The 25,275-nt window shown below is 60.5% G+C and carries 13 protein-coding genes and 5 pseudogenes; 11 read left to right on the top strand and 7 right to left on the bottom strand.

The genetic code is table 11. The annotated features are described in order from the left end of the window. Positions 1–61: 61 nt before the first annotated feature. The 4 genes and pseudogenes from ligA to ACZZZP_RS07060 form a co-directional block, all read right to left on the bottom strand. Positions 62–2,440: pseudogene (gene ligA, locus ACZZZP_RS07075) on the bottom strand (NAD-dependent DNA ligase LigA). A gap of 134 nt (positions 2,441–2,574) precedes the next feature. Beyond that, positions 2,575–3,408: a cell division protein ZipA gene (gene zipA / locus ACZZZP_RS07070; RefSeq protein WP_463382257.1), complete on the bottom strand. Its 834-nt coding sequence runs from the start codon at positions 3,406–3,408 to the stop codon at positions 2,575–2,577. A gap of 200 nt (positions 3,409–3,608) precedes the next feature. After that, positions 3,609–7,107 (bottom strand): annotated as a pseudogene (gene smc, locus ACZZZP_RS07065) (chromosome segregation protein SMC). Between the two features lie 26 nt (positions 7,108–7,133). Continuing rightward, positions 7,134–7,790, bottom strand: coding sequence for a GntR family transcriptional regulator (locus tag ACZZZP_RS07060; RefSeq protein ID WP_463382255.1), 657 nt, complete (start codon positions 7,788–7,790; stop codon positions 7,134–7,136). A 296-nt stretch (positions 7,791–8,086) separates the two neighbouring features. Between ACZZZP_RS07060 and ACZZZP_RS07055 the strand changes: the two are divergent. Then, a pseudogene (locus tag ACZZZP_RS07055) lies at positions 8,087–9,221 on the top strand (alkane 1-monooxygenase). Between the two features lie 450 nt (positions 9,222–9,671). On the opposite strand, the gene ACZZZP_RS07050 reads toward ACZZZP_RS07055, so the two are convergent. Further along, positions 9,672–11,291, bottom strand: a complete 1,620-nt coding sequence (locus tag ACZZZP_RS07050; protein ID WP_463384667.1) for a phosphoethanolamine transferase — start codon at positions 11,289–11,291, stop codon at positions 9,672–9,674. 367 nt (positions 11,292–11,658) lie between these two features. Between ACZZZP_RS07050 and xdhA the strand changes: the two genes are divergently transcribed. The 5 genes from xdhA (at position 11,659) to guaD (ending at position 17,989) form a co-directional block, all read left to right on the top strand. Continuing rightward, entirely contained in the window at positions 11,659–13,110 is a 1,452-nt protein-coding gene (xdhA, locus tag ACZZZP_RS07045; RefSeq protein WP_463382253.1) for a xanthine dehydrogenase small subunit, read from the top strand. Next, on the top strand, positions 13,103–15,499 hold the full coding sequence (gene xdhB, locus ACZZZP_RS07040; protein ID WP_463382252.1) for a xanthine dehydrogenase molybdopterin binding subunit: 2,397 nt from the start codon (positions 13,103–13,105) through the stop codon (positions 15,497–15,499). Before xdhA ends, xdhB begins: the two co-directional genes overlap by 8 nt. Before the next feature lie 114 nt (positions 15,500–15,613). Continuing rightward, on the top strand, positions 15,614–15,781 hold the full coding sequence (locus tag ACZZZP_RS07035) for a hypothetical protein (protein ID WP_463382251.1): 168 nt from the start codon (positions 15,614–15,616) through the stop codon (positions 15,779–15,781). Beyond that, on the top strand, positions 15,778–16,611 hold the full coding sequence (gene xdhC / locus ACZZZP_RS07030) for a xanthine dehydrogenase accessory protein XdhC (RefSeq protein WP_463382250.1): 834 nt from the start codon (positions 15,778–15,780) through the stop codon (positions 16,609–16,611). Before ACZZZP_RS07035 ends, xdhC begins: the two co-directional genes overlap by 4 nt. 76 nt (positions 16,612–16,687) lie before the next feature. Further along, positions 16,688–17,989 carry a guanine deaminase gene (gene guaD / locus ACZZZP_RS07025; RefSeq protein ID WP_463382249.1) on the top strand — a complete coding sequence of 434 codons (1,302 nt, stop codon included), beginning with the start codon at positions 16,688–16,690 and terminating at the stop codon, positions 17,987–17,989. 408 nt (positions 17,990–18,397) lie between these two features. Here the strand turns inward: guaD and ACZZZP_RS07020 are convergent, their stop codons facing one another. Beyond that, positions 18,398–19,165 (bottom strand): GntR family transcriptional regulator, encoded by a 768-nt coding sequence (locus ACZZZP_RS07020; protein WP_122496898.1) that lies wholly within the window; start codon positions 19,163–19,165, stop codon positions 18,398–18,400. A gap of 611 nt (positions 19,166–19,776) precedes the next feature. Here ACZZZP_RS07020 and ACZZZP_RS07015 point away from each other — a divergent pair. Both ACZZZP_RS07015 and ACZZZP_RS07010 read left to right on the top strand, forming a co-directional pair. Next, a pseudogene (locus ACZZZP_RS07015) lies at positions 19,777–21,122 on the top strand (NCS2 family permease). A gap of 78 nt (positions 21,123–21,200) precedes the next feature. After that, on the top strand, positions 21,201–21,830 hold the full coding sequence (locus ACZZZP_RS07010; protein WP_122496894.1) for a LysE family translocator: 630 nt from the start codon (positions 21,201–21,203) through the stop codon (positions 21,828–21,830). Positions 21,831–21,978: 148 nt separating this feature from the next. Here the strand turns inward: ACZZZP_RS07010 and uraH are convergent, their stop codons facing one another. Then, positions 21,979–22,332, bottom strand: coding sequence for a hydroxyisourate hydrolase (gene uraH / locus ACZZZP_RS07005; protein WP_122451424.1), 354 nt, complete (start codon positions 22,330–22,332; stop codon positions 21,979–21,981). Positions 22,333–22,738: 406 nt separating this feature from the next. Here uraH and puuE point away from each other — a divergent pair, with 406 nt between their 5' ends. From puuE to alc, 3 genes and pseudogenes are all read left to right on the top strand, one after another. After that, positions 22,739–23,668, top strand: a complete 930-nt coding sequence (gene puuE, locus ACZZZP_RS07000) for an allantoinase PuuE (protein WP_463382247.1) — start codon at positions 22,739–22,741, stop codon at positions 23,666–23,668. Further along, a pseudogene (gene uraD, locus ACZZZP_RS06995) lies at positions 23,665–24,181 on the top strand (2-oxo-4-hydroxy-4-carboxy-5-ureidoimidazoline decarboxylase). The gene puuE and the pseudogene uraD overlap by 4 nt, the downstream one beginning before the upstream one ends. A gap of 56 nt (positions 24,182–24,237) precedes the next feature. Next, positions 24,238–25,233, top strand: a complete 996-nt coding sequence (gene alc, locus ACZZZP_RS06990; RefSeq protein ID WP_122451421.1) for an allantoicase — start codon at positions 24,238–24,240, stop codon at positions 25,231–25,233. Positions 25,234–25,275: the final 42 nt, after the last annotated feature.

The following is a 25,275-nucleotide window of genomic DNA, read 5'->3' as shown; positions in this document are numbered from 1 at the left end:
TAAAGCCGCTCCTACGTGCACCATCTGTAGGAGCGGCTTCAGCCGCGATTGGTTAGCAGGGTCAAGCCTCGATGCCATACCCGCCAACGCCCGCAAAAACTCGGCTTCGTCGAGCACCTTCACACCCAGCTCATTGGCTTTAGCCAGCTTCGAACCCGCTCCCGGCCCGGCCACTACGCAGGTGGTTTTCGCCGACACCGAACCCGCCACCTTGGCGCCCAGGCTTTTCCAGTTTTTCCTTGGCGATGTCGCGGCTCATGATTTCCAGGCTGCCGGTCAGTACCCAGGTTTGCCCAGCCAGCGGCAGCCCTTCGACCACGCGCTTTTCACTGTCCCAATGCATGCCAAATTCGCGCAGCTGCGGCTTCTATTTTCAGCGCGCGTTCACGGTTTTCGGCGACGGCGAAGAACTCGCGCACGGCATTCGCGGGCTTTTCACTCAGGGCTTGGCGCAGGTCGAGCCAGTCGGCGTCGAGCACCTTTTGCAGCGACTCGCCAAAGCTTGGCTGCTAGGGTTTTCGCGCCGGTAGGGCCAACGGAAGCAATATGCAGTTTGTCCAGCAACCCGGCCAGTGTGGTGCTGGCGGCATACTCGGCGCCCAGTTCGCCCTGGCCCTGAATATCGAGCACCTGTTCAAGCTGCTCGATCACGCTCTGGTTGTGGCTGTCGCTGAAGAATTCATGAATTTCATAGGCCACTTCCAGGCCCACGTCTGGCAGGTAGGTGAGCACTTCGGGCAATGCTTGCTTGATGCGCTGCACCGAGGCCAGCCGATCGGGCGAGCACCTTGGCGGTTTCTTCGCCGACGTCGGGAATGCCGAGGGAAAAGATGAAGCGGGCCAGGTCCGGCTTGCGGCTGTTTTCGATGGCGGTCAGCAGGTTTTTGCTCGACAGCTCGGCGAAACTCTTCGAGTTCGACAATCTGGTCGAAGGTCAGTTTGTACAGATCAGCCGGCGAATGAATCAGGCCTTCGTCCACCAACTGCTCAATAGTTCTGTCGCCCAGCCCGTCGATGTCCATGGCACGGCGCGACACAAAGTGGATGATCGCCTGCTTGAGCTGGGCGCCGCACGCCAGGCGGCCAACGCAGCGGTAAACCGCGCCTTCGCTGATGGTTTCGCGGCCTTTGCTGCGTTTGATCAGTTGCGTGCGCTCAACGTGCGAGCCGCACACCGGGCACTGCTCCGGCACGTGCACGGGTTTGGCATCGGCAGGGCGGCGGTCGAGCACCACTTGCACCACCTGCGGAATCACGTCGCCGGCACGGCGGATGATCACGGTATCGCCGACCATCACGCCCAAGCGCGCCACTTCGTCCATGTTGTGCAAGGTGGCGTTGGCGACCATCACGCCCGCCACTTTTACCGGGCGCAAGCGCGCAACCAGGTGTCACCGCGCCGGTGCGGCCGACCTGGAATTCCACGGCGAGCAGTTCGGTGAGTTCTTCGCTGGCGGGAAATTTATGGGCGATGGCCCAACGCGGTTCGCGGGCGCGAAAGCCCAGCTCGCGCTGCCAGGCCAGGTTGTTGACCTTGAACACCACGCCGTCGATTTCGTACGCCAGCGCGTCGCGCTTCTCGCCGATGGCGCGGTAGTAGTCCAAACATTCCTGCGCGCCCTTGGCCAGTTTCAGCTCGCGGCTGATGGGCATGCCCCAGCCTTTGAGCGCGGTCAAGAATGCCGATGTGGGTGTCGGGTAATTCGCCTTGCACCTGGCCGATGCCGTAGCAGCAGAATTCCAGCGGGCGCTTGGCGGTGATGCTGGAGTCCAGCTGACGCAGGCTGCCGGCGGCGGCGTTGCGCGGGTTGGCGAAGGTCTTGCCGCCCTGCTCCAACTGACTGGCGTTCAGGCGTTCGAAGCCGGCGCGGGACATAAACACTTCGCCGCGCACCTCCAGCACGCTGGGCCAACCGCTGCCGTGGAGTTTGAGCGGGATGTTGCGCACCGTGCGCACGTTGGCGCTGATGTCTTCGCCGGTGCTGCCGTCCCCGCGCGTGGCGCCGCGCACCAGCTTACCGTCGCGGTACAGCAGGCTTACGGCCAGGCCATCGAGTTTGGGTTCGCAGCTGTACTCCACCGTGGCACCGGCACCGAACAGGTCGCCGGCCGGAAGTTCGTCGGCCAGGCCTTCGCGCACGCGGCGGTCGAAATCCAGCAGGTCTTCTTCAGCGAAGGCGTTGCCGAGGCTGAGCATCGGCACCTCGTGTTTCACCTCGCCAAAGGCCGACTGCGCCAGGCTGCCGACGCGTTGCGTGGGCGAGTCGGGGCTGACCAGTTCCGGATGTTCGGCTTCCAGCGCCTTGAGCTCGTGGAACAGGCGGTCGTACTCGGCGTCCGGAATGCTCGGTTCGTCCAGCACGTGGTAGCGGTAGTTGTGCATGTCCAACTCGCTACGCAGTTGGGCGATACGGGTGGCGGCGGTCTGGGCGTCGGTCATAACGGAAGTCTCGAAACGAAAGAGCAGCCGAAGCTGCTCAGTCATTCTAGATCTGCGTAGGCGGTAGCTTGCTGGCGATTGCTCTAACAGCTTCGCGAGCAAGCTCGCTCCCTACAAAAAACAGCGGCTGGCTATCAGCGCTTATTGGTCAGCGCTTTGCGCTCGAATTCAACGATGCGCTGGCGATAGTGTTCGATGGTTTGCGCAGTCATCACACTGCGTTGGTCATCTTTCAACTCGCCGCTCAATTCATGGGCCAACTTACGGGCCGCAGCAACCATCACATCAAATGCCTGTTTAGGATGACGCGGACCCGGCAAGCCAAGGAAGAAACTCACGGCGCGGGTGCTGAAGTGGTCGATATCGTCCAAATCAAATGTGCCGGGTTTAACCCCGTTGGCCATGGAGAACAACACTTCGCCATTGCCGGCCATGCTTTCGTGACGGTGGAAGATATCCATCTCGCCAAAGCGCAGGCCACTTTCCAAAATGTTCTGCAACAGTGCCGGCCCATTAAAGCCTTCGCCTTCGCGGGCAACTACGTTGATGACCAACACTTCTTCTACGGGCGGCAGGTCTTTGCTGTCTTGCGGCACGCTGGGATTACGTTTTTTCGGTTCAACGTCATCAACCGGATTGAGCAGGGTTGGCACCGGCTCTTCGATGCCCAGATTCAAATCGCCTTGGCTTGGCTCAACCACTTTGCCGCGACGACGATTCAATTCGCGCGGGCTCATGGCCGGCAAATCTTCTTCTTCGACTTTGGGTTCAGTGTGGCGGTCGAGAACACGCGGCGGGCCCAGCAATTCAGGGGCGCCGTCGTCGTCCGGAAGGTTGGAGAAACTGCGGTCCAACTTGAATTTCAACTTGCCTTTACCACCGCGCATGCGCCGCCAGCCATCAAACAGAATGCCAGCGATAACAATGATGCCGATGACGATCAGCCACTCCCGCAGACCGATTTCCATGTAATTCTGTAGCCCCTGAAAAAATAATAATAAAGAAGGGGCATCCGCCCTGTGACTCAACCCGATGATCCGATAAAAACTGCCGTCAGAACTTCAGCCTGCGTGTATCAACTCCATGTTCTGACAGACATTTCCTGCATATAAAAAATAGTGGGCAATAAGCTAGCACGACGAAAGGCAACTTTACACCGCTGTACGCGTTATGCCTCCACCAAAGCCAAGGCTTCTTCGACATCTACTGCGACAAGCCGCGAGCAGCCAGGTTCATGCATTGTTACGCCCATCAACTGATCGGCCATTTCCATGGCGATTTTGTTGTGGGTGATATAGATGAATTGCACCGTCTCGGACATCTCTTTTACTAGCCGCGCATAGCGCCCGACGTTCGCGTCGTCCAGCGGCGCATCCACTTCGTCGAGCATGCAAAACGGTGCCGGATTGAGTTTGAAAATGGCAAACACCAGGGCCAACGCGGTGAGTGCCTTTTTCGCCACCGGATAACAGGTGGATGGTGCTGTTCTTCTTGCCTGGCGGGCGCGCCATGATGGTAACGCCCGCGTATCGAGCAAGTCTTCGCCGGTCAGTTCCAGGTAGGCATTGCCGCCGCCAAACACTTTCGGGAACAGCGCCTGCAACCCGCCGTTGATTTGGTCGAAGGTTTCTTTGAAGCGGTTGCGGGTTTCCTTGTCGATTTTGCGGATCACGTTTTCCAGGGTGTCCAGCGCTTCAACCAGGTCGGCGTCCTGCGCGTCGAGGTAGCGCTTGCGCTCGCCCTGCTGCTGGTACTCGTCGATGGCGGCCAGGTTGATCAGGCCCCAGTCTTTGAATACGCGCGGCCAAGCGTTCGAGCTCTTCTTCCCACGATTTCTCGTTGGCCTCGCTCGGCAACGTGCCCAGCGCCGTGCAGGTCGTAATTGTCTTCCAGCAACTGGTCCTGAATGGCTTTGCGGCGCACGGTCAGCGATTTCCACTCCATGCGCTGCTGTTCCAGCTGGGTGCGCAGCAATTGCGACTGCTGCTCGGCCGAGGTGCGGCGCTTTTCGGCGTCGCGCAGTTGACGGTCGGCGTCTTCCAGGGCCAGGCGGGCGAATTTCAGTTCGTCTTCCACGCCCATGCGTTTGTCGAGCAACTCTTCGAGCTTCATGCGCAGCTCTTCCAGCGGCGCGGCGCCCTCGTCGAGGTTGAGGTTCAGTTGCTCGCGTTTTTCGTGCAAACGCTCGGCTTGCAGCTCCAGCCGTTCAGCGCCTGGCGCGTGGAATCGCGCTGCGCCTTGAGCGAGCCGAGGCGCACCGCCAGTTGGTGCGCGTGGTCTTTGTGCTGACGGGCTTCCTGGCGCACACGGTCGAGGCGTTCGCGCAGGGCGTCGCGCTGGGCCATCAATACTTCGCGTTGTTCGGTGTCGAGGGCCATGGCGTCGAGGGCATCTTGCAGCTGAAGACGGCCTTCGCCGAGCTGTTCGGCCTCGATGGCGCGCTGCTCGCCCAATTCGACCAGTTCTTCGTCGAGCCGACGACGGCGCAGGGTCAGTTGTTCGACCTTGGCTTGGCCTGCCGACAATTGCGCCTTCAGCTCGCCCTGACGGCGCGCTTCGTCTTGCAGGCGGCGGCGTTGGTCTTCGCGGTTTTGCTCATGTTGCTGCTGGGTTTCGCGCAGCGCTTGCAAGCGCTCGTCGAGGCTCGCCAGGTTGGTTTCACGCTCATCGCGCTCAAGCTCCAACCGCTCAATTTCCTGACCGCGGGCCAGCACGCCACTTTCGGCTTCGCTGGCGCGACGCACCCGTAGAAAGTGCCGGCCGACCCAGTAGCCATCGCGGCTGATCAGGCTCTCGCCCTCGCCCAACTGAGCGCGCAGCGTCAACGCGTCATCCAGCGTGTTGACCGGTTTGACCTTACCCAGCCAGGGCGCCAGATCGACGCTGGCTTCGACTTTATCGAGCAGGCTGCCAGCCACCCGCGCGCCGCCCTTGGCGGGGCTGAGCAGGCGCAGATCACCTTGGTCGAAGCTGGCGAAATCGAGCGCACCTAGCTGCTGCGAATCGTCCAGCAACACGGCTTGCAGATCGGCGCCTAGCACGGTTTCCACCGCCAGCTCCCAACCGGCTTCGACCCGCAAGCCTTCGGCGAGCCGCGGACGCCCGTTGAGTTGTTGTTCGCGCAGCCAGTCGGCGGTGCCTTTGCCCGGATCGAGCGCGGCTTGTTGCAACGCTTCCAGCGAGGCCATGCGGCCATTCAAACGTTGCAGTTCGCCTTGAACCTGCTGTTGCGCCTGGCCGGCTTGCAGCAGTTCGCCGCGCAGTTGCTCCAGGCGTTCTACCATCGCCTGCTCGGCGTGCTGCAGCTCTTCCAGGGTCAGTTCGCTGCTGGCCACTTGCTCGCTGAGTTCGAGAATGGCGGCGTCTTCGGGGTCTGCCGAAAGCAACACCAATTCATCGTTCAGCCGACGCTGGCGCTCGGCCAGGCGTTCCAGGCTTTGTTCCAATTGCTGAATGCGCGACTGCTGCACCTCGGCCTGGCGCCGTGGCTCGGCGGAGCGCAGGTTGAAATCGTCCCACTGGCCTTGCCAGCCTTGCATGGCGCTTTCGGATTCTTCCAGCGCGGCAGCGGCTTCTTCGGCGGCGGCGTGGGTGATTTCCTGCTCCGGCTCCAGCAGCGCCAACTCCTCGCCGAGGGTGGCGAGCAAGGTGCGGTCGTGGCCCAGGTGAGATTCGGTTTCCAGGCGCGCGCGTTCGGCTTCGTTGAGGTCGTCTTGCAACTGGCGCAGGCGTTGCTGGCCGTGCTGGATGCTTTGCTCGACACGGGCGATATCGCCGCCCACCGAATAAAAACGGCCCTGCACAAGGTTGAAGCGTTCAGACAATTCATGGTGGCCGTCGCGCAAGCGCTCGATGCTCGCATCAGCGTTGCGCTGCTCGGCCACCAAGGCTTCGAAACCGATTTCCTGGTTGCCGATAATCGCTTCGCGCTGCCCCACTTGCTCGTTCAGCGCCTGCCACTTGAGCGCCGACAATTGGGCTTTGAGCTGACGTTCTTCGGCTTTGTATTCCTGGTACTTCTCCGCCGACTGCGCCTGGCGGTGCAGACGGTCGAGCTGACGTTCCAGCTCTTCACGCAGGTCGGTCAGGCGCGCCAGGTTTTCATGGGTGCGGCGAATACGATTTTCGGTTTCGCGGCGGCGTTCCTTGTACTTGGAAATGCCGGCCGCTTCTTCGATGAAATTGCGCAGGTCTTCGGGCTTGGCTTCGATCAGCTTGGAGATCATGCCCTGCTCGATGATCGAGTAGCTGCGCGGGCCCAGGCCTGTGCCGAGGAAAATATCGGTGATGTCGCGGCGCCGGCATTTGGTGCCGTTGAGGAAATAGGTGTTCTGGCTGTCACGGGTGACGCGGCGGCGGATGGAGATTTCGGCGTAGCCGGCGTACTCGCCCACCAGGGTGCCGTCGCTGTTGTCGAAGATCAGCTCGATGCTGGCTTGGGTGACTGGCTTGCGCGTGTTGGAGCCGTTGAAGATGACGTCGGTCATCGACTCGCCGCGCAAATTCTTCGCTGAGCTTTCGCCCATAACCCAACGCACGGCGTCGATGATGTTCGACTTGCCGCAGCCATTGGGCCCGACCACCGCCGCCATATTGCTGGGGAAGTTCACGGTGGTGGGGTCGACGAAGGATTTGAACCCCGCCAGCTTGATGCACTTGAGCCGCATAGCGCGCTGTCCTTAGCCGGGGTCGGTTAGCGTTCTGCCATGGCGGCAAGCACCATCTGGCAGTTGTGTTGGCTATAGGCCGTGAGGGTTTCGCGGACTTGCGCCGGGTCGCGCGCGATCACGGCTTGCAGCAAGCCGGCAAATGCATTGAGGAACTGGCTCATCTCGCTTTTGCGTTTTTCCAGCGCCAGGTGGTACGTGCGGCTCATGGCCGGCAGCAGGTTTTCCAGGGTTTCTTGCAAATACGGGTTGTTGGCGAACGGGAACGCAGCGCGCATGACGTCGAAGCTGCTCTGCACAAAGCTGTCGATATCGCGGGCTTCGGCGTGGGCCATCAACTGCTGCTGGATGACCACGAAAGGCTGCAAATCGGCCTCGGTTTTCCAGCGCTCGGCCACGGCGTAACCGAGCAGGATGTAGAGCTCGATTACCAGGGCATAGAGGCTTTTGACGTTATGTGGCGTCAGCTCGCTAACGTGCGCGCCACGACGCGGAAGAATGGTGATCAGGTGGCGACGTTCAAGAATCAGCAGCGCTTCACGCACCGAGCCCCGGCTGACATTCAACGCCAGGGTGACCTTCTGCTCCTGAATGCGCTCACGCTCTTTCAATTCCCCACGAATGATGCGCTCGGCGAGATGGTGAGCTATCTGCTCCGAAAGGCTGTCAGGTGCTTTGAACATAAGCGTCCTTAGGGGAAAGGTAGTTGCAAGCGTAGCGAGCGACGGGTAGGCAAGGCAGAAAGCAGGCTGTAGCCAATGAGCATTTTTCGCCTACTTTTTAACGCCGCATAACCGAGCGCAGTAGCTTGCCAAAACGGGCGCGAGTGTAACACAGCGTGTTACCGCTCCAAGCGGCGGCAAGCGTTACAGCCAAGCGGCTTGCCGTCCAAAAGGTGGGGCTGGGAAGGGCTTTTCGCAGAGGTGATTGTCCTACAATTTCAGGTGTCGACTCCCCCATAAAAACAATGGAGCTCACCATGTTTGCGTACCTGCCCTCCTCTTGGATGATCGCCCTGAAAAAAAGCCGGTTATTGGATTTGGCTGATCCCCGTGCTGGGCGTGCCCATGAGTTATTACTGGTCGCTGGGTAGCGCCCATTCCGACGCCTGGGCCTACCTTGTGGTGACCGTGGTGTTCGGCGTTATTCCGATTCTGGACGCCATTGTCGGCCGCGACCCGGCCAACCCCGATGAAGTGGCCGACGTGCCGAAAATGGATAAACAGGGCTACTACCGCCTGCTCAGCCTGGCCACCGTGCCGTTTCTGCTGGGCATGTTGGCCTGGGCCGGCTGGGCGTTTGTGCATGACGAGGCCTGGAGCTGGGTTGGCCGGCTGGGTTGGATTCTGTCGGTGGGCACGGTGACGGGCGCCATCGGCATAACCGTGGCGCACGAGTTCATTCACAAAGACCCGCAACTGGAACAGAACGCCGGCGGTTTGCTGCTGGCGGCGGTGTGTTACGCCGGTTTCAAGGTGGAGCATGTGCGCGGCCACCATGTGCATGTGTCCACGCCCGAAGACGCGTCTTCTTCACGCTTCGGCCAGAGCCTGTACGCCTTTCTGCCCCACGCCTACAAACACAACTTCCTCAATGCCTGGGCGCTGGAGAAAGAGCGGCTGCAACGCCGAGGTTTGCCGGTGCTGCATTGGCGCAATGAGTTGATCTGGTGGTATGCCATCAGCGGCACGTTTCTGCTCGGCTTCTGCCTGGCATTTGGCTGGATGGGCGCGCTGTTTTTCCTCGGCCAATCGTTTGTGGCGCTGACCTTGCTGGAGATCGTCAACTACGTCGAGCACTACGGTTTGCATCGCCGTAAACAGGCCAACGGCCGTTACGAGCGGACCAATCCGCATCACTCATGGAACAGTAATTTTTTGCTGACCAACCTGTTCCTGTTCCACCTGCAACGCCACTCCGACCACCACGCCTACGCCAAACGCCGCTATCAGGTGCTGCGCCATTTTGACGACAGCCCGCAGTTGCCCAATGGCTATGCCGGGATGATTGTGCTGGCACTGTTTCCGCCGCTGTGGCGCCGCGTGATGGACCCGCGTGTGCGGGCGTATTACGCGGGGGAAGAGCATCAGTTGAGTGAATCGCAGCTGGCCTAACAAACTCAACGGCTCGGCTCCCCTCGCCCGTTTACGGGAGAGGGGCCGGGGGTGAGGGCCGGGCCCAACGCAAAGCTAAAATCAAAGGCCCCTCACCCTAACCCTCTCCCGCAAGCGGGCGAGGGGACTCGACCGTACGCGGTTTAGCTCCCCTCGCCCGCCTGCGGGAGAGGGGCTGGGGGTGAAGGCCGGGGGCCGACGCAAACCTACAATCAAAGGCCCCTCTCCCTAACCCTCTCCCGTAAACGGGCGAGGGGACTCGACCGTACGCGGTTTAGCTCCCCTCGCCCGCCTGCGGGAGAGGGGCTGGGGGTGAGGGTCGGGCCCGACGCAAACCTAAAATCAAAGGCCCCTCTCCCTAACCCTCTCCCGTAAACGGGCGAGGGGACTCGACCGTACGCGATTCAGCTCCCCCTCGCCCGCCTGCGGGACTGACGGGGACAACGGTCGTTACGTCCGGCACCCCGCAAACATATCCAGCCCCTTGTCGTACACCTTGGTGTTCACCTGCAACAGCCCAAGCATCGAGCTGAACAGGTTGTCCTGGCTCACCGGCTGCTCGCGCTGGCCTCTCAAGCAATCGGCGTTGAGCTGAAATTCCTGCTGATAGCTGTCGGAAAACCAGGCCAGCATGCCGATGTGCTTCTGCTGGTCAGGCGCCATCATGTAGGGCGTGCCGTGCAGGTAGAGGTTGTATTCGCCCAGCGACTCGCCGTGGTCGGACAGGTACAGCATGGCGCTGTCGACGTTGCCCTGGTTGGCGCGCAGCACGTCGATCAGGCTCGAGAGCACATGGTCGGTGTACAGAATGGTGTTGTCGTAGCCGTTGACGATGCTTTCACGCGAGCACTCGTTCAGCGCATTGCTGGTGCACACCGGGGTGAATTGTTCGAACGCTTTCGGATAGCGCTTGAAGTATTCCGGGCCATGGCTGCCCATCTGATGCAGCACCAGCACGGTGTCGTCTTTCAGGTTGTCGAGGGTGTTCTGCAAACCTTGCAGCAGAATTTCATCGTGGCATTCGCTGTTGGCGCACAGGGCCGGGTCTTTGAGGTCGCTGACGTCGACGAAATTCACTCGGTCGCAGGTGCCTTTGCAGCCGGACTGGTTGTCACGCCATTGCACGTTGAGCCCGGCACGCTTCAACACGTCCAGCAGTCCTTCTTGGGAATAGGCTTTGCCCGCGCTGTAGTTGCTGCGGCCCAGGTTGGAGAACATGCACGGCACCGACACGGCGGTTTCCGTGCCGCAGGAATGAGCGTTGGGGTAAGCGATAACGCCGGGCTGGGCTTTGAGTTTTGGCGTGGTGTCACGGTCGTAGCCCAAAATGCCGAAGTTGTCGGCGCGGGCGCTCTCCCCGACCACCAGCACGGTTAACGACTTGTGCCGATGGCTCTGCCAGGCCGGCGCTTTTACGGCGTCTTCGCCAAGGGTGCGAAACGGCTGCTTACCGGTGGCGATTTCCTCGCGCAGCAAGTTGAAGGAAGCGCCCACGTAGTTACTCGGTACCACCATCAAGCGCAGTTCATGGTGGTTGCGGAAAAACGAGGCCAAGCCTTGGTAGTTGGCCATCGCCACCACGCCCAACACCGCTACGCAGCCCACCGTCACCAGCAATTTGCTCAGCAGCTCGCGCGGCCAGGTGCGGTAACTCACGGGAATAAGCCAGAGCACCGCCACTGGCAGAATGCCCAAAAACAGCACATAGGCCGCCAGCTTGAACGACAACAGGTCACGCACCTCGGTGGCGTTGGTCTGCGCGGCGTTGCGCAGCATTTCAAGATCGACCACCACGCCGTATTCGTTCATGAAATAGGCAGCGCCCGCGCTCACCAATAACAACAGGGTGAGCACCGGTTTGAGCACCCAGCGAAACGCCAGCAGCGTGAGCACCAGGTTGAACAGCGCCAACACGATCAGACCAAAGGCCACACGCGTGATCAAACCCGCGCCCGTGCTCGGCGTAATGCTGAACACGTGCGCCCACAGCACGGGGTTGCAGGCTAATAACAGAAAGGCGCTGCCGACCAGGGTCAGCAATTCAGGGCGTATGGCCTTTACTTTAAGCAGTGAGTTCACGGTGCGATTCCGCCCAGGTTGAAGTGGGGCAGATGCTAGAAACGCAACGATCAAAAATTCGTTAAAAAAACCTCAACGTTTGGTTGGCCGGAAAATACTTACAGCCAAGAAAGATCGGGCCTTACAGGACTACAGGAAACGACTGCTTGTCGGGCACGCGGATTGCTTGACCAAAGAGTCAAATATTTTATTGACCCAAAAGTCAGAATTCTCTAAATTCGCAAAACAAACCCATCGGCTCTTCACCCCTCTCCCGCCTGCGGGAGAGGGGCCGGGGGTGAGGGCCAGCCGTTACGCAACCTCGCTCCCTCAAAAAGTTGCGTGCCATAAAAAACAAGAAAGTGCCTGGAGGTCGTCCTTGATCCAGTTTTTACTCAACCGTGAGCTGCGCACCGAGCAGCGTCTCGACCCGAATGTCACCGTGCTGAATTACCTGCGTGAGCACCTGGCCAAACCCGGCACCAAGGAAGGCTGCGCTTCCGGCGACTGCGGCGCGTGCACCGTGGTGGTGGGCGAGTTGGACGAGTCGTCCGGCACCCCGCGCATTCGCTACCGCACCCTCAACTCCTGCCTCACGTTCGTTTCGTCGCTGCACGGCAAACAACTGATCAGCGTTGAAGACCTCAAGCATCAAGGCCAACTGCACAGCGTTCAGCAAGCCATGGTCGACTGCCACGGCTCGCAGTGCGGCTTCTGCACCCCGGGGTTTGTGATGTCGTTGTTCGCGCTGCAAAAAAACAGTGACGGCTTTGACAAGGCGCAAACCATGGAAGCCCTGGCCGGCAACCTGTGCCGCTGCACGGGCTACCGCCCGATCATCGACGCCGCCGAGCAAGCCTGCTGCCAGAAACAGCCGGACCAATTCGACGCTGCTGAAGCTGAAACCATCGCCAAACTGCAAGCCATCGCCCCGCAAGAAACCGCCGAGCTGAACAGCGGCGACAAGCGTTGCCTGCTGCCGCTGACCATTTCCGATCTCGCCGACCTCTACGCCGCCAACCCGCAAGCACGCCTGCTCGCCGGTGGCACCGACCTGGCGCTGGAAGTCACCCAGTTCCACCGCGAGCTGCCGGTGATGATTTACGTTGGCCACGTGGAAGCAATGAAACGCGTCGAGTTCACCGACGATGCCATCGAGATCGGCGCCGCTACGCCGCTGTCCGACTGCTACGGCGCGCTGGCCAAGGAATACCCCGACTTCGGCGAACTGCTGCACCGCTTCGCCTCGCTGCAAATCCGTAACCAGGGCACCTTGGGCGGCAACATTGGCAACGCCTCGCCCATCGGCGACGCCCCGCCGCTGTTGATCGCCTTGGGCGCTCGTGTGGTGCTGCGCAAAGGCAACCAGAGCCGCAGCCTGCCGATCGAAGATTACTTCCTCGATTACAAAGTCACTGCTCGCCAGGAAGCCGAGTTCATCGAAAAGGTGGTGGTGCCGCGTCACCAGAGCAATCAGGCGTTCCGCGCTTATAAAGTGTCGAAACGACTGGACGACGACATTTCCGCCGTGTGCGCCGCCTTCAACGTGGTGGTGGCCGATGGCGTGGTGCAAAGCGCCCGCGTGGCCTTTGGTGGCATGGCCGCCATCCCGAAACGTGCCGCCGCCTGCGAAGCCGCGCTGCAAGGTGCCCAGTGGGATGCCGATGTGATCGAACACGCCTGCGACGCGCTGGCCAACGATTTCAGCCCTCTGAGCGACTTCCGCGCCAGCAAGGAATACCGCCTGCTCACCGCACAAAACCTGCTGCGTAAATTTTTCCTCGAGCTGCAAACTCCAGACGTCGAAACACGGGTGACCGCTTATGTCTAACCACCACGCCCCGAAAAGCCAGGAAGAACTGGCCGAACTGTTCCGTGCCGGCATCACCACCGGCGTAGGCCGCAGCGTTAAACACGAAAGCGCCGACAAGCATGTGTCGGGCGAAGCCGTTTACGTTGACGACCGCCTGGAATTCCCCAATCAGCTGCACGTTTATGCCCGCCTGAGCGACCGCGCCCATGCTCGCGTGACGAAAATTGATGTGTCGCCCTGCTACCAAGTGCCAGGCGTGGCCATCGCCATCACCCATAAAGATGTGCCCGGCCTGCTCGACATCGGCGCCGTCGCCCCCGGCGATCCGCTGTTGGCCGACGGTCTTGTGCAATACGTTGGCCAAGTGGTGATTGCCGTGGCCGCCGACACCCATGAGAACGCCCGCAAAGGCGCCATGGCCGCGGTCATCGAATACGAAGACCTGGAACCGGTGCTCGACGTGGTCGAAGCGCTGCGCAACAAGCACTTCGTGCTCGACAGCCACCAGCACCGCATCGGCGACTCGGCCAGCAGACTGGCCACCGCCCCGCGTCGTTTGCAGGGTTCGCTGCACATTGGCGGCCAGGAACACTTCTACCTGGAAACCCAGATTTCTTCGGTCATGCCCACCGAAGACGGCGGCATGATCGTCTACACCTCCACGCAAAACGCCACCGAAGTGCAGAAGCTGGTGGCCGAAGTGCTGGACGTGCCGATGCACAAAGTGGTCATCGACATGCGCCGCATGGGCGGCGGTTTTGGCGGCAAGGAAACCCAGGCGGCCAGCCCGGCGTGTTTGTGCGCCGTGATCGCGCACCTGACCAAGCGCCCGACCAAAATGCGCCTGCCGCGCGTTGAAGACATGCAGATGACCGGCAAGCGCCATCCGTTCTACGTGGAATACGACGTCGGCTTTGACGAAAACGGTCTGCTGCATGGCATTGAAATCGAGCTGGCCGGCAACTGCGGCTACTCGCCGGACCTGTCGAACTCCATCGTCGACCGCGCCATGTTCCACTCCGATAACGCCTATTTCCTCGGCAATGCCACGGTGAACGGCCATCGCTGCAAGACCAACACCGCCTCGAACACCGCGTATCGCGGCTTCGGCGGCCCGCAAGGCATGGTCGCCATCGAGCAGATCATGGACCACATCGCCCGCGACCTCGGCAAAGACCCGTTGGAAGTGCGCAAGCTCAACTACTACGGCAAAACCGAGCGCAACGTCACCCACTACCACCAGACGGTCGAGCACAACGTTATCCACGAGATGACGGCCGAACTGGAAGCCAGCAGCGACTACGCCAAGCGCCGTGTCGAAATTGCCGAGTTCAATAAAACCAGCCCGATCCTGAAAAAAGGCCTGGCCCTGACGCCGGTGAAGTTCGGCATCAGCTTTACCGCCAGCTTCCTCAACCAGGCCGGTGCGCTGATCCACATCTATACCGACGGCAGCATCCACCTGAACCACGGCGGCACCGAAATGGGCCAGGGTCTGAACACCAAAGTGGCGCAGATCGTTGCCGAAGTGCTGCAGGTGGACATCGCCCGCATCCAGATCACCGCCACCAACACCGACAAGGTGCCCAACACCTCGCCGACTGCAGCCTCCAGCGGCGCCGACCTGAACGGTATGGCCGCCAAGAACGCGGCGGAAACCATCAAGGCGCGCCTGGTGGATTTCCTCACCCGCGAGTACCGCGTGACGCCGGAAGACATTGAATTCCGTAACGGCCAGGTGCGCGTGCGCGACCAATATCTGTCGTTTGAAGAGATGATTCAGAAGGCCTATTTCGGCCAGATTTCTCTGTCGGCCACCGGCTTCTACCGTACGCCGAAAATCTTCTACGACCGCAGCAAGGCAGCGGGTCGGCCGTTCTACTACTTCGCCTATGGCGCGGCGTGCATTGAAGTGATCGTCGACACCCTGACCGGCGAATACAAATTCCTGCGCGGCGACATCCTCCACGACGTGGGCGATTCGCTGAACCCGGCCATCGACATCGGCCAGGTGGAAGGCGCGTTCGTGCAAGGCCTGGGTTGGCTGACCATGGAAGAGCTGGTGTGGAACGCCAAAGGCAAGCTGATGACCAACGGCCCGGCGAGCTACAAGATTCCCGCCATCGCCGACATGCCGCTGGACCTGCGCGTGAAACTGGTGGAAAACCGCAAGAACCCGGAAGACACCGTGTTCCACTCCAAAGCCGTGGGCGAGCCGCCGTTCATGCTCGGCATCGCCGCCTGGTGCGCCATCAAAGACGCCGTCGCCAGCCTGGCTGACTACCGCGTGCAACCCCTGATCGACGCCCCTGCTACACCGGAGCGCGTGCTGTGGGGTGTGGAGCAGATGAGGAAGGTGATGAAGGAACAGAAGGCCAAGGCAGCCGCAGCAGTCGAGACCGCCTGACGCAAACCTACTGTGGGAGCGGCTTTAGCCGCGATGCTCTTGAAGGTCAAAAGCATCGAGGCTGAAGCCTCTCCCACAGGAACGAAGATTGAACAAAAAAACCGGTGAACAACAATGACAACACACACCGCACAGACCACCACCCCAGCCGCGCCGAAGAGCCCCGAAGCCCTGCCGCGTCTGGTGTTACTGGAACAGCCCGCCGCGCCCGCGAAAGCCGATGACGACTGGCGCCTGTCCCGTTCCGCAAAACCGCTTCGCACCTGGAGGCTGAGCAAATGAGCTGGATCAGCGCCCTCGCCGACTTGCAGCAACAGGGGCAACCTTGCGTGCTGGTGACCATCATCGAAGAACTGGGTTCTACGCCGCGCAATGCCGGTTCGAAGATGGTCGTCACTGCCGACCGCATCTACGAAACCGTGGGCGGCGGGCACCTGGAATTCAAAGCGATGGAGCTGGCCCGCGAGATGCTCGCCAACCGCACCCAGGACACCCGCCTGGAACGCTTCAGCCTCGGCGCCAGTCTGGGTCAATGCTGCGGCGGCGCCACGGTGCTGCTGTTCGAGCCCATGGGCCAGCCGCAAGCGCAAATCGCCGTGTTCGGCGCCGGCCACGTCGGCCGCGCGTTGGTGCCATTGTTGGCGAGCCTGCCTTGCAAGGTGCGCTGGATCGATTCGCGGGAAAACGAGTTTCCCGAACACATTCCGCAAGGCGCCACGAAAGTGCTGAACGACGAGGTGGTCGATGAAGTGGAAAACATGCCGCCCGGCAGTTACTTCATCGTCATGACCCACAACCACCAGCTCGACCTGGAACTGACCGCCGCCATCCTCAAGCGCAACGATTTTGCCTACTACGGACTGATCGGTTCGCAAACCAAGCGGGTGAAGTTTGAACACCGCCTGCGCGATCGCGGCTTCAGCGCCGAGGTGATGCAGAAAATGCGCTGCCCAATGGGCATCGCTGAAGTGAAAGGCAAGCTGCCCATCGAGATTGCCGTGTCCATCGCCGGCGAGGTGATCGCCACCTACAACGCCAACTTTGGCCAGGGCGAAAAGAGCGGCGAAAGCGTCGCCAAATTGATGCCCGCCTCGCGCCGCGCCAAGGCGTAGATCGCTTTATTGGGCTGAGCCGCACGCGACGCCCAACGACACCGCATACCAATAAATACGTACAACGAGACTGCCCATGACAAGCCACGTGAAAGCCTACCGCGCCGCCATCCTGCACAGCATTGCCGACCCCGCCCTGGTGGGCGACGCGCAGTCCTATGAGTATTTCGAAGATGGCGTGCTGGTGGTCGACAATGGCCACGTCGCCAAGGTCGGCCACGCCAAGGATCTGCTGCCCACGCTCAACGGCGTGGACGTGATCGAATACCGCGACGCGCTGATCACCCCGGGCTTTATCGACACCCATATCCACTACCCGCAAACCGGCATGATCGCCGCCTATGGCGAGCAGTTGCTGGACTGGCTGAACACCTACACCTTCCCCACCGAAAAACAATTTTCCGACCCGGCCCACGCCGCCGATGTGGCGAATATTTTCCTCAAGGAACTGCTGCGCAACGGCACCACCACCGCCCTGGTATTTGCCAGCGTGCACAAGCAATCGGTGGACGCTTTCTTCACCGCCAGCGAGGCGCTGAACCTGCGCATGATCGCCGGCAAAGTGATGATGGACCGCAACGCCCCGGACTACCTGACCGACACCGCGCAGTCGAGCTACGACGACAGCAAAGCGCTGATCGAGCGCTGGCACGGCAAGGCGCGTTTGCACTACGCCGTGACCCCGCGCTTCGCCCCGACCAGCACGCCCGAACAGCTCACCGCTGCGGGCAAGTTGCTGCAGGAATACGACGGGCTGTACATGCACACGCACTTGTCCGAGAACGTCGACGAAATTGCGTGGGTGAAATCGCTGTTCCCGCAGCAGAAAGGCTATTTGGATGTGTACGACCACTTCCAACTGCTGAGCGAACGCTCGATGTTCGCCCATGGCGTGCACCTGTGCGACGAGGAATGCCAGCGCCTGGCAGAAACCGGCTCGGCCGTGTCGCACTGCCCCACCTCGAACCTGTTTCTGGGCAGCGGCCTGTTCAACCTCAAGCAGGCTGAACAGTTCGGCGTGAACGTGGGCCTGGGCACGGATGTGGGCGCCGGCACCAGTTTCTCCATGCTGCAAACCTTGAACGAGGCCTACAAAGTGCAGCAACTGCAGCGCAACAAATTGAGCCCGTTCAAATCGCTGTACCTCGCCACCCTGGGCGGCGCGCAGGCACTGCGTCTGGACGACAAAATCGGAAGCTTCGCCAGCGGCAACGACGCCGACTTTATCGTGCTCGACTACCACGCCACGCCACTGCTGTCGTACCGCTTGCAGCAGGCCAAGGATTTGGAAGAGAAACTGTTTGTGCTGATGACCATTGGTGATGATCGTGCAGTGAAGGAAACCTTTGCGGCTGGGCAGAGTGTGCATAAGCGCTGAGGGCGATTGCGGGCACATTACCTGGTGGGAGGGTTAGGGTGAGGGGCGCGATTTGCGTCTAATCCGAAACTCTGGATCCCCGCGTGCGCGAGGATGACGGATGTTTTTTGCGGCTTTCGTTGTTATGCCGCAAACGCGTGGTAAGTCCCCTCTCCCGCTTGCGGGAGAGGGTTAGGGTGAGGGCAGCGATTTGCGTCTAATCCGAAATTCTGGATCCCCGCGTTCGCGAGGATGACAGATGTTTTTGCGGCCATCAGCGCCATTCCCCTGACCGCAGAGGTCCCGACGATTCGCAGTCCAGCTCCGTAGGTTGGGTCGGTCCGCGCTCGGTGAGCCGCAGGCGAAACCCAACATTCCCGAAAAACAAAAAACCGCCCAATCAGGCGGTTTTTTTATACCGAAAACAACCTACCGAGGCGCCGCCGAACGCGGTGCCTTCTTCTTGGTTTGCAGCAAGTGCGAGAACACCGCATGCAAATCATCCGAGGCGCTGTCTTCGTCGAGGTTGAGCTTGCTGTCGATGTGATCCATGTGATGCATCATCAAACTCACAGCCTTCGCCACGTCGCGCGCCTCAATGGCATCGATCAACTGATTGTGTTCATCGTACGAACAGTGCGAGCGGCTGCCGCTTTCGTACTGGGCGATGATCAACGAGGTCTGCGACACCAGGCTGCGCTGGAAGCTGATCAGCGGCGCGTTCTTCGCAGCTTCGGCCAGTTTCAAATGGAATTCGCCGGAAAGACGAATGCCAGCACCACGATCCCCACGGGAAAAGCTCGCTTGCTCATCCGCCACCATCTGGCGCAGTTCAGCCAGTTGCTCGGCGCTGGCGTGTTCAACGGCCAATTCGGTAATGGCGCGTTCAACCAGGCGGCGCGAGTAGAAGATCTGTCGCGCATCTTCAACGCTTGGGCTGGCCACCACGGCGCCACGGTTGGGGCGCAACAGCACCACACTTTCGTGAGCCAGACGCGACAGCGCGCGACGAATAATGGTGCGGCTTACGCCGAAAATTTCGCCCAACGCTTCTTCGCTCAGCTTGGTGCCGGGCGCCAGGCGTTGTTCCAGAATCGCATCAAAAATATGCGCGTAAACGACGTCATCCTGAGTGCCGCTGTGGCTGGCTTTGCCAGTACGCGGTTGCTTCTTGAGGGGCTGCAATTGTTCGTTCATTCGGGCTCGCGTCAGAAGTTCTGCGGTCATGCGCGACTCTACTGCTTCTCCCCCCTGGGCTGGCAAGCCTCGGCGGGTAAATAGAGAGGGTAAAAACACCGGCGCATTGTACACAATCTAGCCAGCAGCTCCTAACTGAGCGAACGAGACGTCAGAGATATCACCAGCCAAATACAGAGTCCACCTACAGCCTTCTTAGTTTTTTCGGGCGTAACCGGACAAAAACCCCGGTGTTTTTACGCTTAAAACGTCCCTAGCCAGCTGTAACCGAGGCTCGGATGGCCACTCCTCGCCCGAACACCGCACAGGCAATAAATCTATAAACCTTTGATTACCAACGGATTAAACCAAATACCTTACGCAAACTGTCGCATACAATCCGCTTATCCCTTTAAGAACAATCAATCCATTCGTTTTGCGCAACAATAAAAACATTAATTGCTTTTTTTGTATACAAACGCATAATCGCGCTCGAGTGACTTCCTGACCAAAGAGTCAACAAAGCACCTGCAAGCGCACCACGTAAGCCACCTACCTCAGAGCACCGCCACCCTTCTTACAGGCGCGCAGTACTCGGTGACCAAAATAAGAGAAATGAGGAGTACCCCGCTGTGGAAAGCACCAAACAAGAACAACTTTATGCTGCGAAGCCCGCGCGCACCGGCCTGTTGGAACGGCTGTTCAAGCTGTCCTTTCATGGCACCACCGTCAAAACCGAGCTCGCCGCCGGCCTGACTACCTTTATCACCATGGCGTACATCATTTTCGTTAACCCCAACATCATGGCCGACGCCGGCATCGATCACGGCGCGGCCTTCGTGGCCACCTGTATCGCCGCTGCTTTCGGTTGTTTCCTGATGGGGCTCTACGCCAACTGGCCAGTCGGCCTGGCGCCGGGCATGGGGCTGAACGCGTTCTTCACCTACACCGTGGTCGGCACCATGGGCTACAGCTGGCAGATCGCGCTGGGGGCAGTATTCCTCTCGGGCATTCTGTTTATGATTCTGACCTTCTCGCGCATCCGCGAATGGCTGCTCAACAGCATTCCGGCGAGCCTGCGCGGTTTGCCATGGGTGCCGGAGTCGGTCTGTTTCTCGGCCTCATCGGGTTGAAGACCGCAGGCATTGTGGTGGCCAGCCCTGAAACCTTGCTGAAGATGGGCGACCTCACCGCCGCCGGCCCGCTGCTGGCTGCCATCTGCTTTCTAATGATTGCGGTGCTGGAATACCACCGCGTGTTCGGCGGCATTCTGATCAGCATTCTTACCGTCACCCTCGCTGGCTGGGGACTGGGTATCGTCGAGTTCGGCGGCATCTTCTCCATGCCACCAAGCCTGGCCCCGACCTGGCTGGCGATGGACATTTCCGGCGCACTAAACGTCGGCATGATCAGCGTGGTGTTGGCCTTCCTGTTCGTGCACATGTTCGACACCGCCGGCACCCTGATGGGCGTGGCGCAACGGGCGAACCTGGTGGACGAAAACGGCCACATCGAAAACCTTAGCCGGGCGATGAAAGCCGACAGTACCTCCAGCGCCTTCGGTGCCCTGGTGGGCTGCCCGCCGGTGACCAGCTACGTAGAAAGCGCCGCTGGCGTGGCCTCGGGCGGGCGTACCGGGCTGACGGCGGTCACCGTTGGCGTGCTGTTTATTGCCGCGATGTTCTTCGCCCCGCTGGCCGGCATGATTCCCGCCTACGCCACGGCCGGTGCGTTGATTTACGTCGCCATGCTGATGATGAGCGGCATGGCGCACATCGACTGGGACGACCACACCAACACCATCCCGGCGATTATCACCGTGGTGATGATGCCGCTGACCTTCTCGGTTACCGACGGCCTGGCCATGGGCTTTATCACCTTCGTGGTGCTCAAGCTGGCCACCGGCAAACACAAGGAAATCACCCCAAGCCTGTACGTGCTGGCGATTATCTGCGCGCTGAAATTCGCCTTCTTGTAATCTTCGCCGACGCTCAAACTGCTCCACGAGCCCCGACGTTAAAGCGTCGGGGCTTTTCTACATCTGAAGAGGCCCGCAATGAACCTGGACACCTGGCTGTTATTTAGCAGCGCCGCGCTGATCGTCATTCTGATTCCCGGCCCGTTGTCGCTGCTCATGGTCAGCAACAGCCTGAACTACGGCCTACGCCGCTCGGCGCCGGCATTTCTCGGCGGCGTCAGCGCCTCCATCTGCCTGCTTAGCGCGTCCGCGCTCGGCCTGGGCGCCCTGCTGCTGGCGTCGGAAAAACTGTTCAGCATGCTGAAAGTGTTGGGCGCGTTGTACTTGTTTTACCTCGCCTACCAGAGCTGGCAGGAGTCGCGCGAGGCGGCGAAACCGGCCAAGGCTGACGACCAACCGCTGACCGCACCGAGCCGGCGCAGCATGTTTCTGAAAGCATTTGGTTTGGGCGCGAGCAACCCGAAAGACATCCTGTTTTTCGCCGCTTTTCTGCCGCAATTCATCAGCGCCGATCAGCCCATGGGCAATCAGCTACTGGTGATGATCGCCACCTGGGCGGCGCTGGATTTGGGCTGCAAATTGTTCTACGGCTTGAGCGCGCGTGGCGCTGCGACGTTTTTGCGTTCGGGCAAGGGGCAGGTGTGGTTTAACCGGGTCAGTGCGGGGTTGTTTGCGGGGGCGGGAACGGCTTCGTTGTTGAGTCGCTGAGACGCGGAGGGAGCGGCTGGGAAGTCGCGGTGCTGGCAGTTCAAAAAGCATCGCGGCTAAAGCCGCTCCCACAGAATGTAGGCATCCGCAGAAGCGAGTGGCCGGTCACTCGCCCTGTGGGAGCGACTTTAGTCGCGATGTTGTTGATCTAGCTGCCGCGATACGTCGAATAGCTATACGGCGAAATTAGCAACGGTACGTGGTAATGGTCCTGGCCGGCATCGATGCCGAAACGCAGTACCACCACATCCAGAAATGCCGGTTCCGGCAACTGCACGCCGCGCGCGCGGTAGTAATCGCCGGCGTGGAAGTGCAGCTGGTAAACGCCCGAAGCGTAGTCTTCGCCTTGCAACACGGGCGCGTCGCAACGGCCGTCGTCGTTGGTGTGCAGGGTGTTGATCAACACCACGGACGACCCTTCTACACGATACAGCTCAACTTTGATGTTGCTACCTGGGCAGCCGTGAGCGGCGTCCAAAACATGCGTGGTTAAACGTCCCATCGGTTCCGGGCAACTGCGCCAAACGCAGCCGCCGCGCCTCCTCTATGCAGGTGAATTCGGAGCGCCACACCGGCCAGAGGCCAGGGCGCGGCCTGGAGCATAGCATGTGCGCCTGGCATTTCGAGACATTTCACGAAGAAATTGTACACAATCACCAGCAACAATTTTCCGCCGTGCAAGCTGCCCAATCCGAGCGCGTCCGTTTCGTCTGCGCACTGCCTTAGCGCACCGCGCGGTTAAGGGCGGGCGTTGAGCTACGCTGAAAGCGATCACGTAAACGGAAAAAACAGCGAAATTTTCCATTTACAAAACACCTATCACTTTGTATACAATCAGCCCATCACGGTTGCCCACGCTTACCCAGCGTTCTCTGCGACCGCACCATTCATAAGAAGGAACACCTGCAGTGAGCGCTGACTACCCTCGCGACCTGATCGGTTACGGCAACGACATCCCCCATCCGCACTGGCCGGGCAACGCCCGCATCGCCATTTCCTTTGTGCTCAATTACGAGGAAGGCGGCGAGCGCAACGTGTTGCACGGCGATAAAGAGTCCGAGGCGTTTCTGTCGGAAATGGTCGCCGCTCAGCCGCTGCAAGGCGAGCGCAACATGAGCATGGAGTCGCTGTACGAATACGGCAGCCGCGCCGGGGTATGGCGCATTCTCAAGCTGTTTGAGAAAACCGGTATTCCGCTCACCGTGTTTGCCGTGGCCATGGCCGCGCAACGCCACCCGGATTTGATTCGCGTCATGGCCGCCGCCGGTCATGAGATTTGCAGCCACGGCTACCGCTGGATCGACTACCAGTACATGGACGAAGCGCAAGAACGCGAGCACATGCTGGAGGCCATTCGCATCCTTACTGAAATTACCGGTGAACGCCCGCTGGGCTGGTACACCGGCCGCACCGGCCCGAACACGCGGCGCCTGGTGATGGAGGAAGGCGGCTTCCTATACGACTCCGACACCTACGACGACGACCTGCCCTACTGGGAACAAAACAACCCGACTGGCAAAGCCCACCTGGTGATCCCGTACACCCTCGACACCAATGACATGCGCTTCACCCAGGTGCAGGGTTTCAACAGCGGCGACGACTTCTTCAACTACCTCAAAGACGCCTTCGACGTGCTTTACGCCGAAGGTGCCGAGGCGCCGAAAATGCTGTCCATCGGCCTGCATTGCCGCCTGATTGGCCGCCCTGCCCGCCTGGCCTCATTGCAGCGCTTTATCGAATACGTGCAGGGCTTCGAACAGGTGTGGTTCGCCCGCCGCGTCGACATCGCCCGCCATTGGCACGCCACCCACCCCTTCAGCCAAGAGAGCGCGAAATGAGCCGCTTCCAGACCCTGACGCCTTCCACACTGAGCCGCGAAGCATTCGTGGCAGCCTTTGCCGACATCTACGAGCATTCGCCGTGGGTGGCCGAGAAAGCCTATGACCTGGGCGCCGACAGCAGCCTCGACGACATCGAGGGCCTGCACAGCCGCATGGCCGACATCCTGCTCAGCGCCGATCACGCCGCCCAGTTGGCACTGATCAACGCCTCACCCGGACCTCGCCGGCAAAGCCGCCGTGCGCGGCGAACTGACAGAAGCCAGCACCTCGGAGCAATCAGGTGCGGGCATCCACGAATGCACGGCTGAAGAGTTTCAACGCTTCACCGAGCTGAACGACGCCTACAAAGCGAAGTTCGCGTTTCCCTTCATCATGGCGGTCAAGGGCAGCAATCGGCACCAGATTCTCGCAGCGTTCGAGGAGCGCATTCACAACTCCAAGGAAGCAGAGTTCGAGCGGGCGCTGGCCGAAATCAACAAGATCGCGCTGTTCCGTTTGCAGGCCCTATAAGGCCTGCAGTTCCTGACGCCGCCACCTCTCCCCGCCCCATCTAAGGCAGACAAACAATGAAAGCTTACGCCGTACCCTTCGAGAAATACGTCAACCTCGCCGACGCCCGCCTGGGCACCAAGGCCATCTCGGTTACCGATGACTGGTTCGCCGACGTCAACCGCCTGTTCCAGCCGACTCCGGCCGTGTGGAAGGAGGGCGTGTTCGATGACAACGGCAAGTGGATGGACGGCTGGGAATCGCGCCGCAAGCGCTTCGAAGGCTACGACAGCGCGGTGATCAAACTCGGCGTGCCGGGCTCCATCAAGGGTGTGGACATCGACACCAGTTTCTTCACCGGTAACTTCCCGCCGTCGGCGTCCCTGGAAGGCTGCTTTGTAGCCGAAGGCGACCCGAGCGACAGCACCGAGTGGACTGAAGTACTGGGCGCCGTGGAGTTGAAAGGCGACAGCCACCACTACCACGAAATCGCCAACAGCCAGGCGTTCACGCACCTGCGCTTCAACATCTACCCGGACGGCGGCGTGGCGCGTCTGCGCGTGTACGGCGTGCCGTTCCGTGATTGGTCGAATGTCGGCGACAACGAACAGGTCGACCTGGCCAGCGCCTTGAACGGCGGCCGTGCCCTGGCCTGCTCCGACGAGCACTTCGGGCGCATGAGCAACATCCTCAACCCGGGCCGTGGCATCAACATGGGCGATGGTTGGGAAACCGCACGCCGCCGCACGCCGGGCAACGACTGGGTCATCGTCGCGCTGGGCCACCCGGGCGAAATCGAACGCATCGTGGTCGACACCCTGCACTTCAAAGGCAACTACCCGGACAGCTGCTCGATTCAAGGCGCCTTCGTTAAAGGCGGCACCGACAGCCAGATCGAAACCCAAAGTCTGTTCTGGCGCGAACTGCTGCCAAGCCAGAAACTGCAGATGCACGCCGAGCACGAATTCGCCGAGCAGATCAAAGCCCTGGGCCCGATCACCCACGTACGCCTGAACGTGTTCCCGGACGGTGGTGTTAGCCGTCTGCGGTTGTTTGGCAAGGTTGCGAAATAACACACGGTCAATGCCCTCTCCCTCAGGGAGAGGGTTAGGGTG

This window comes from Pseudomonas sp. AC211 (genome assembly GCF_979258055.1).
Note: the sequence above shows the minus strand (reverse complement) of the source record. Positions and strands in the feature narration are given on the sequence as shown.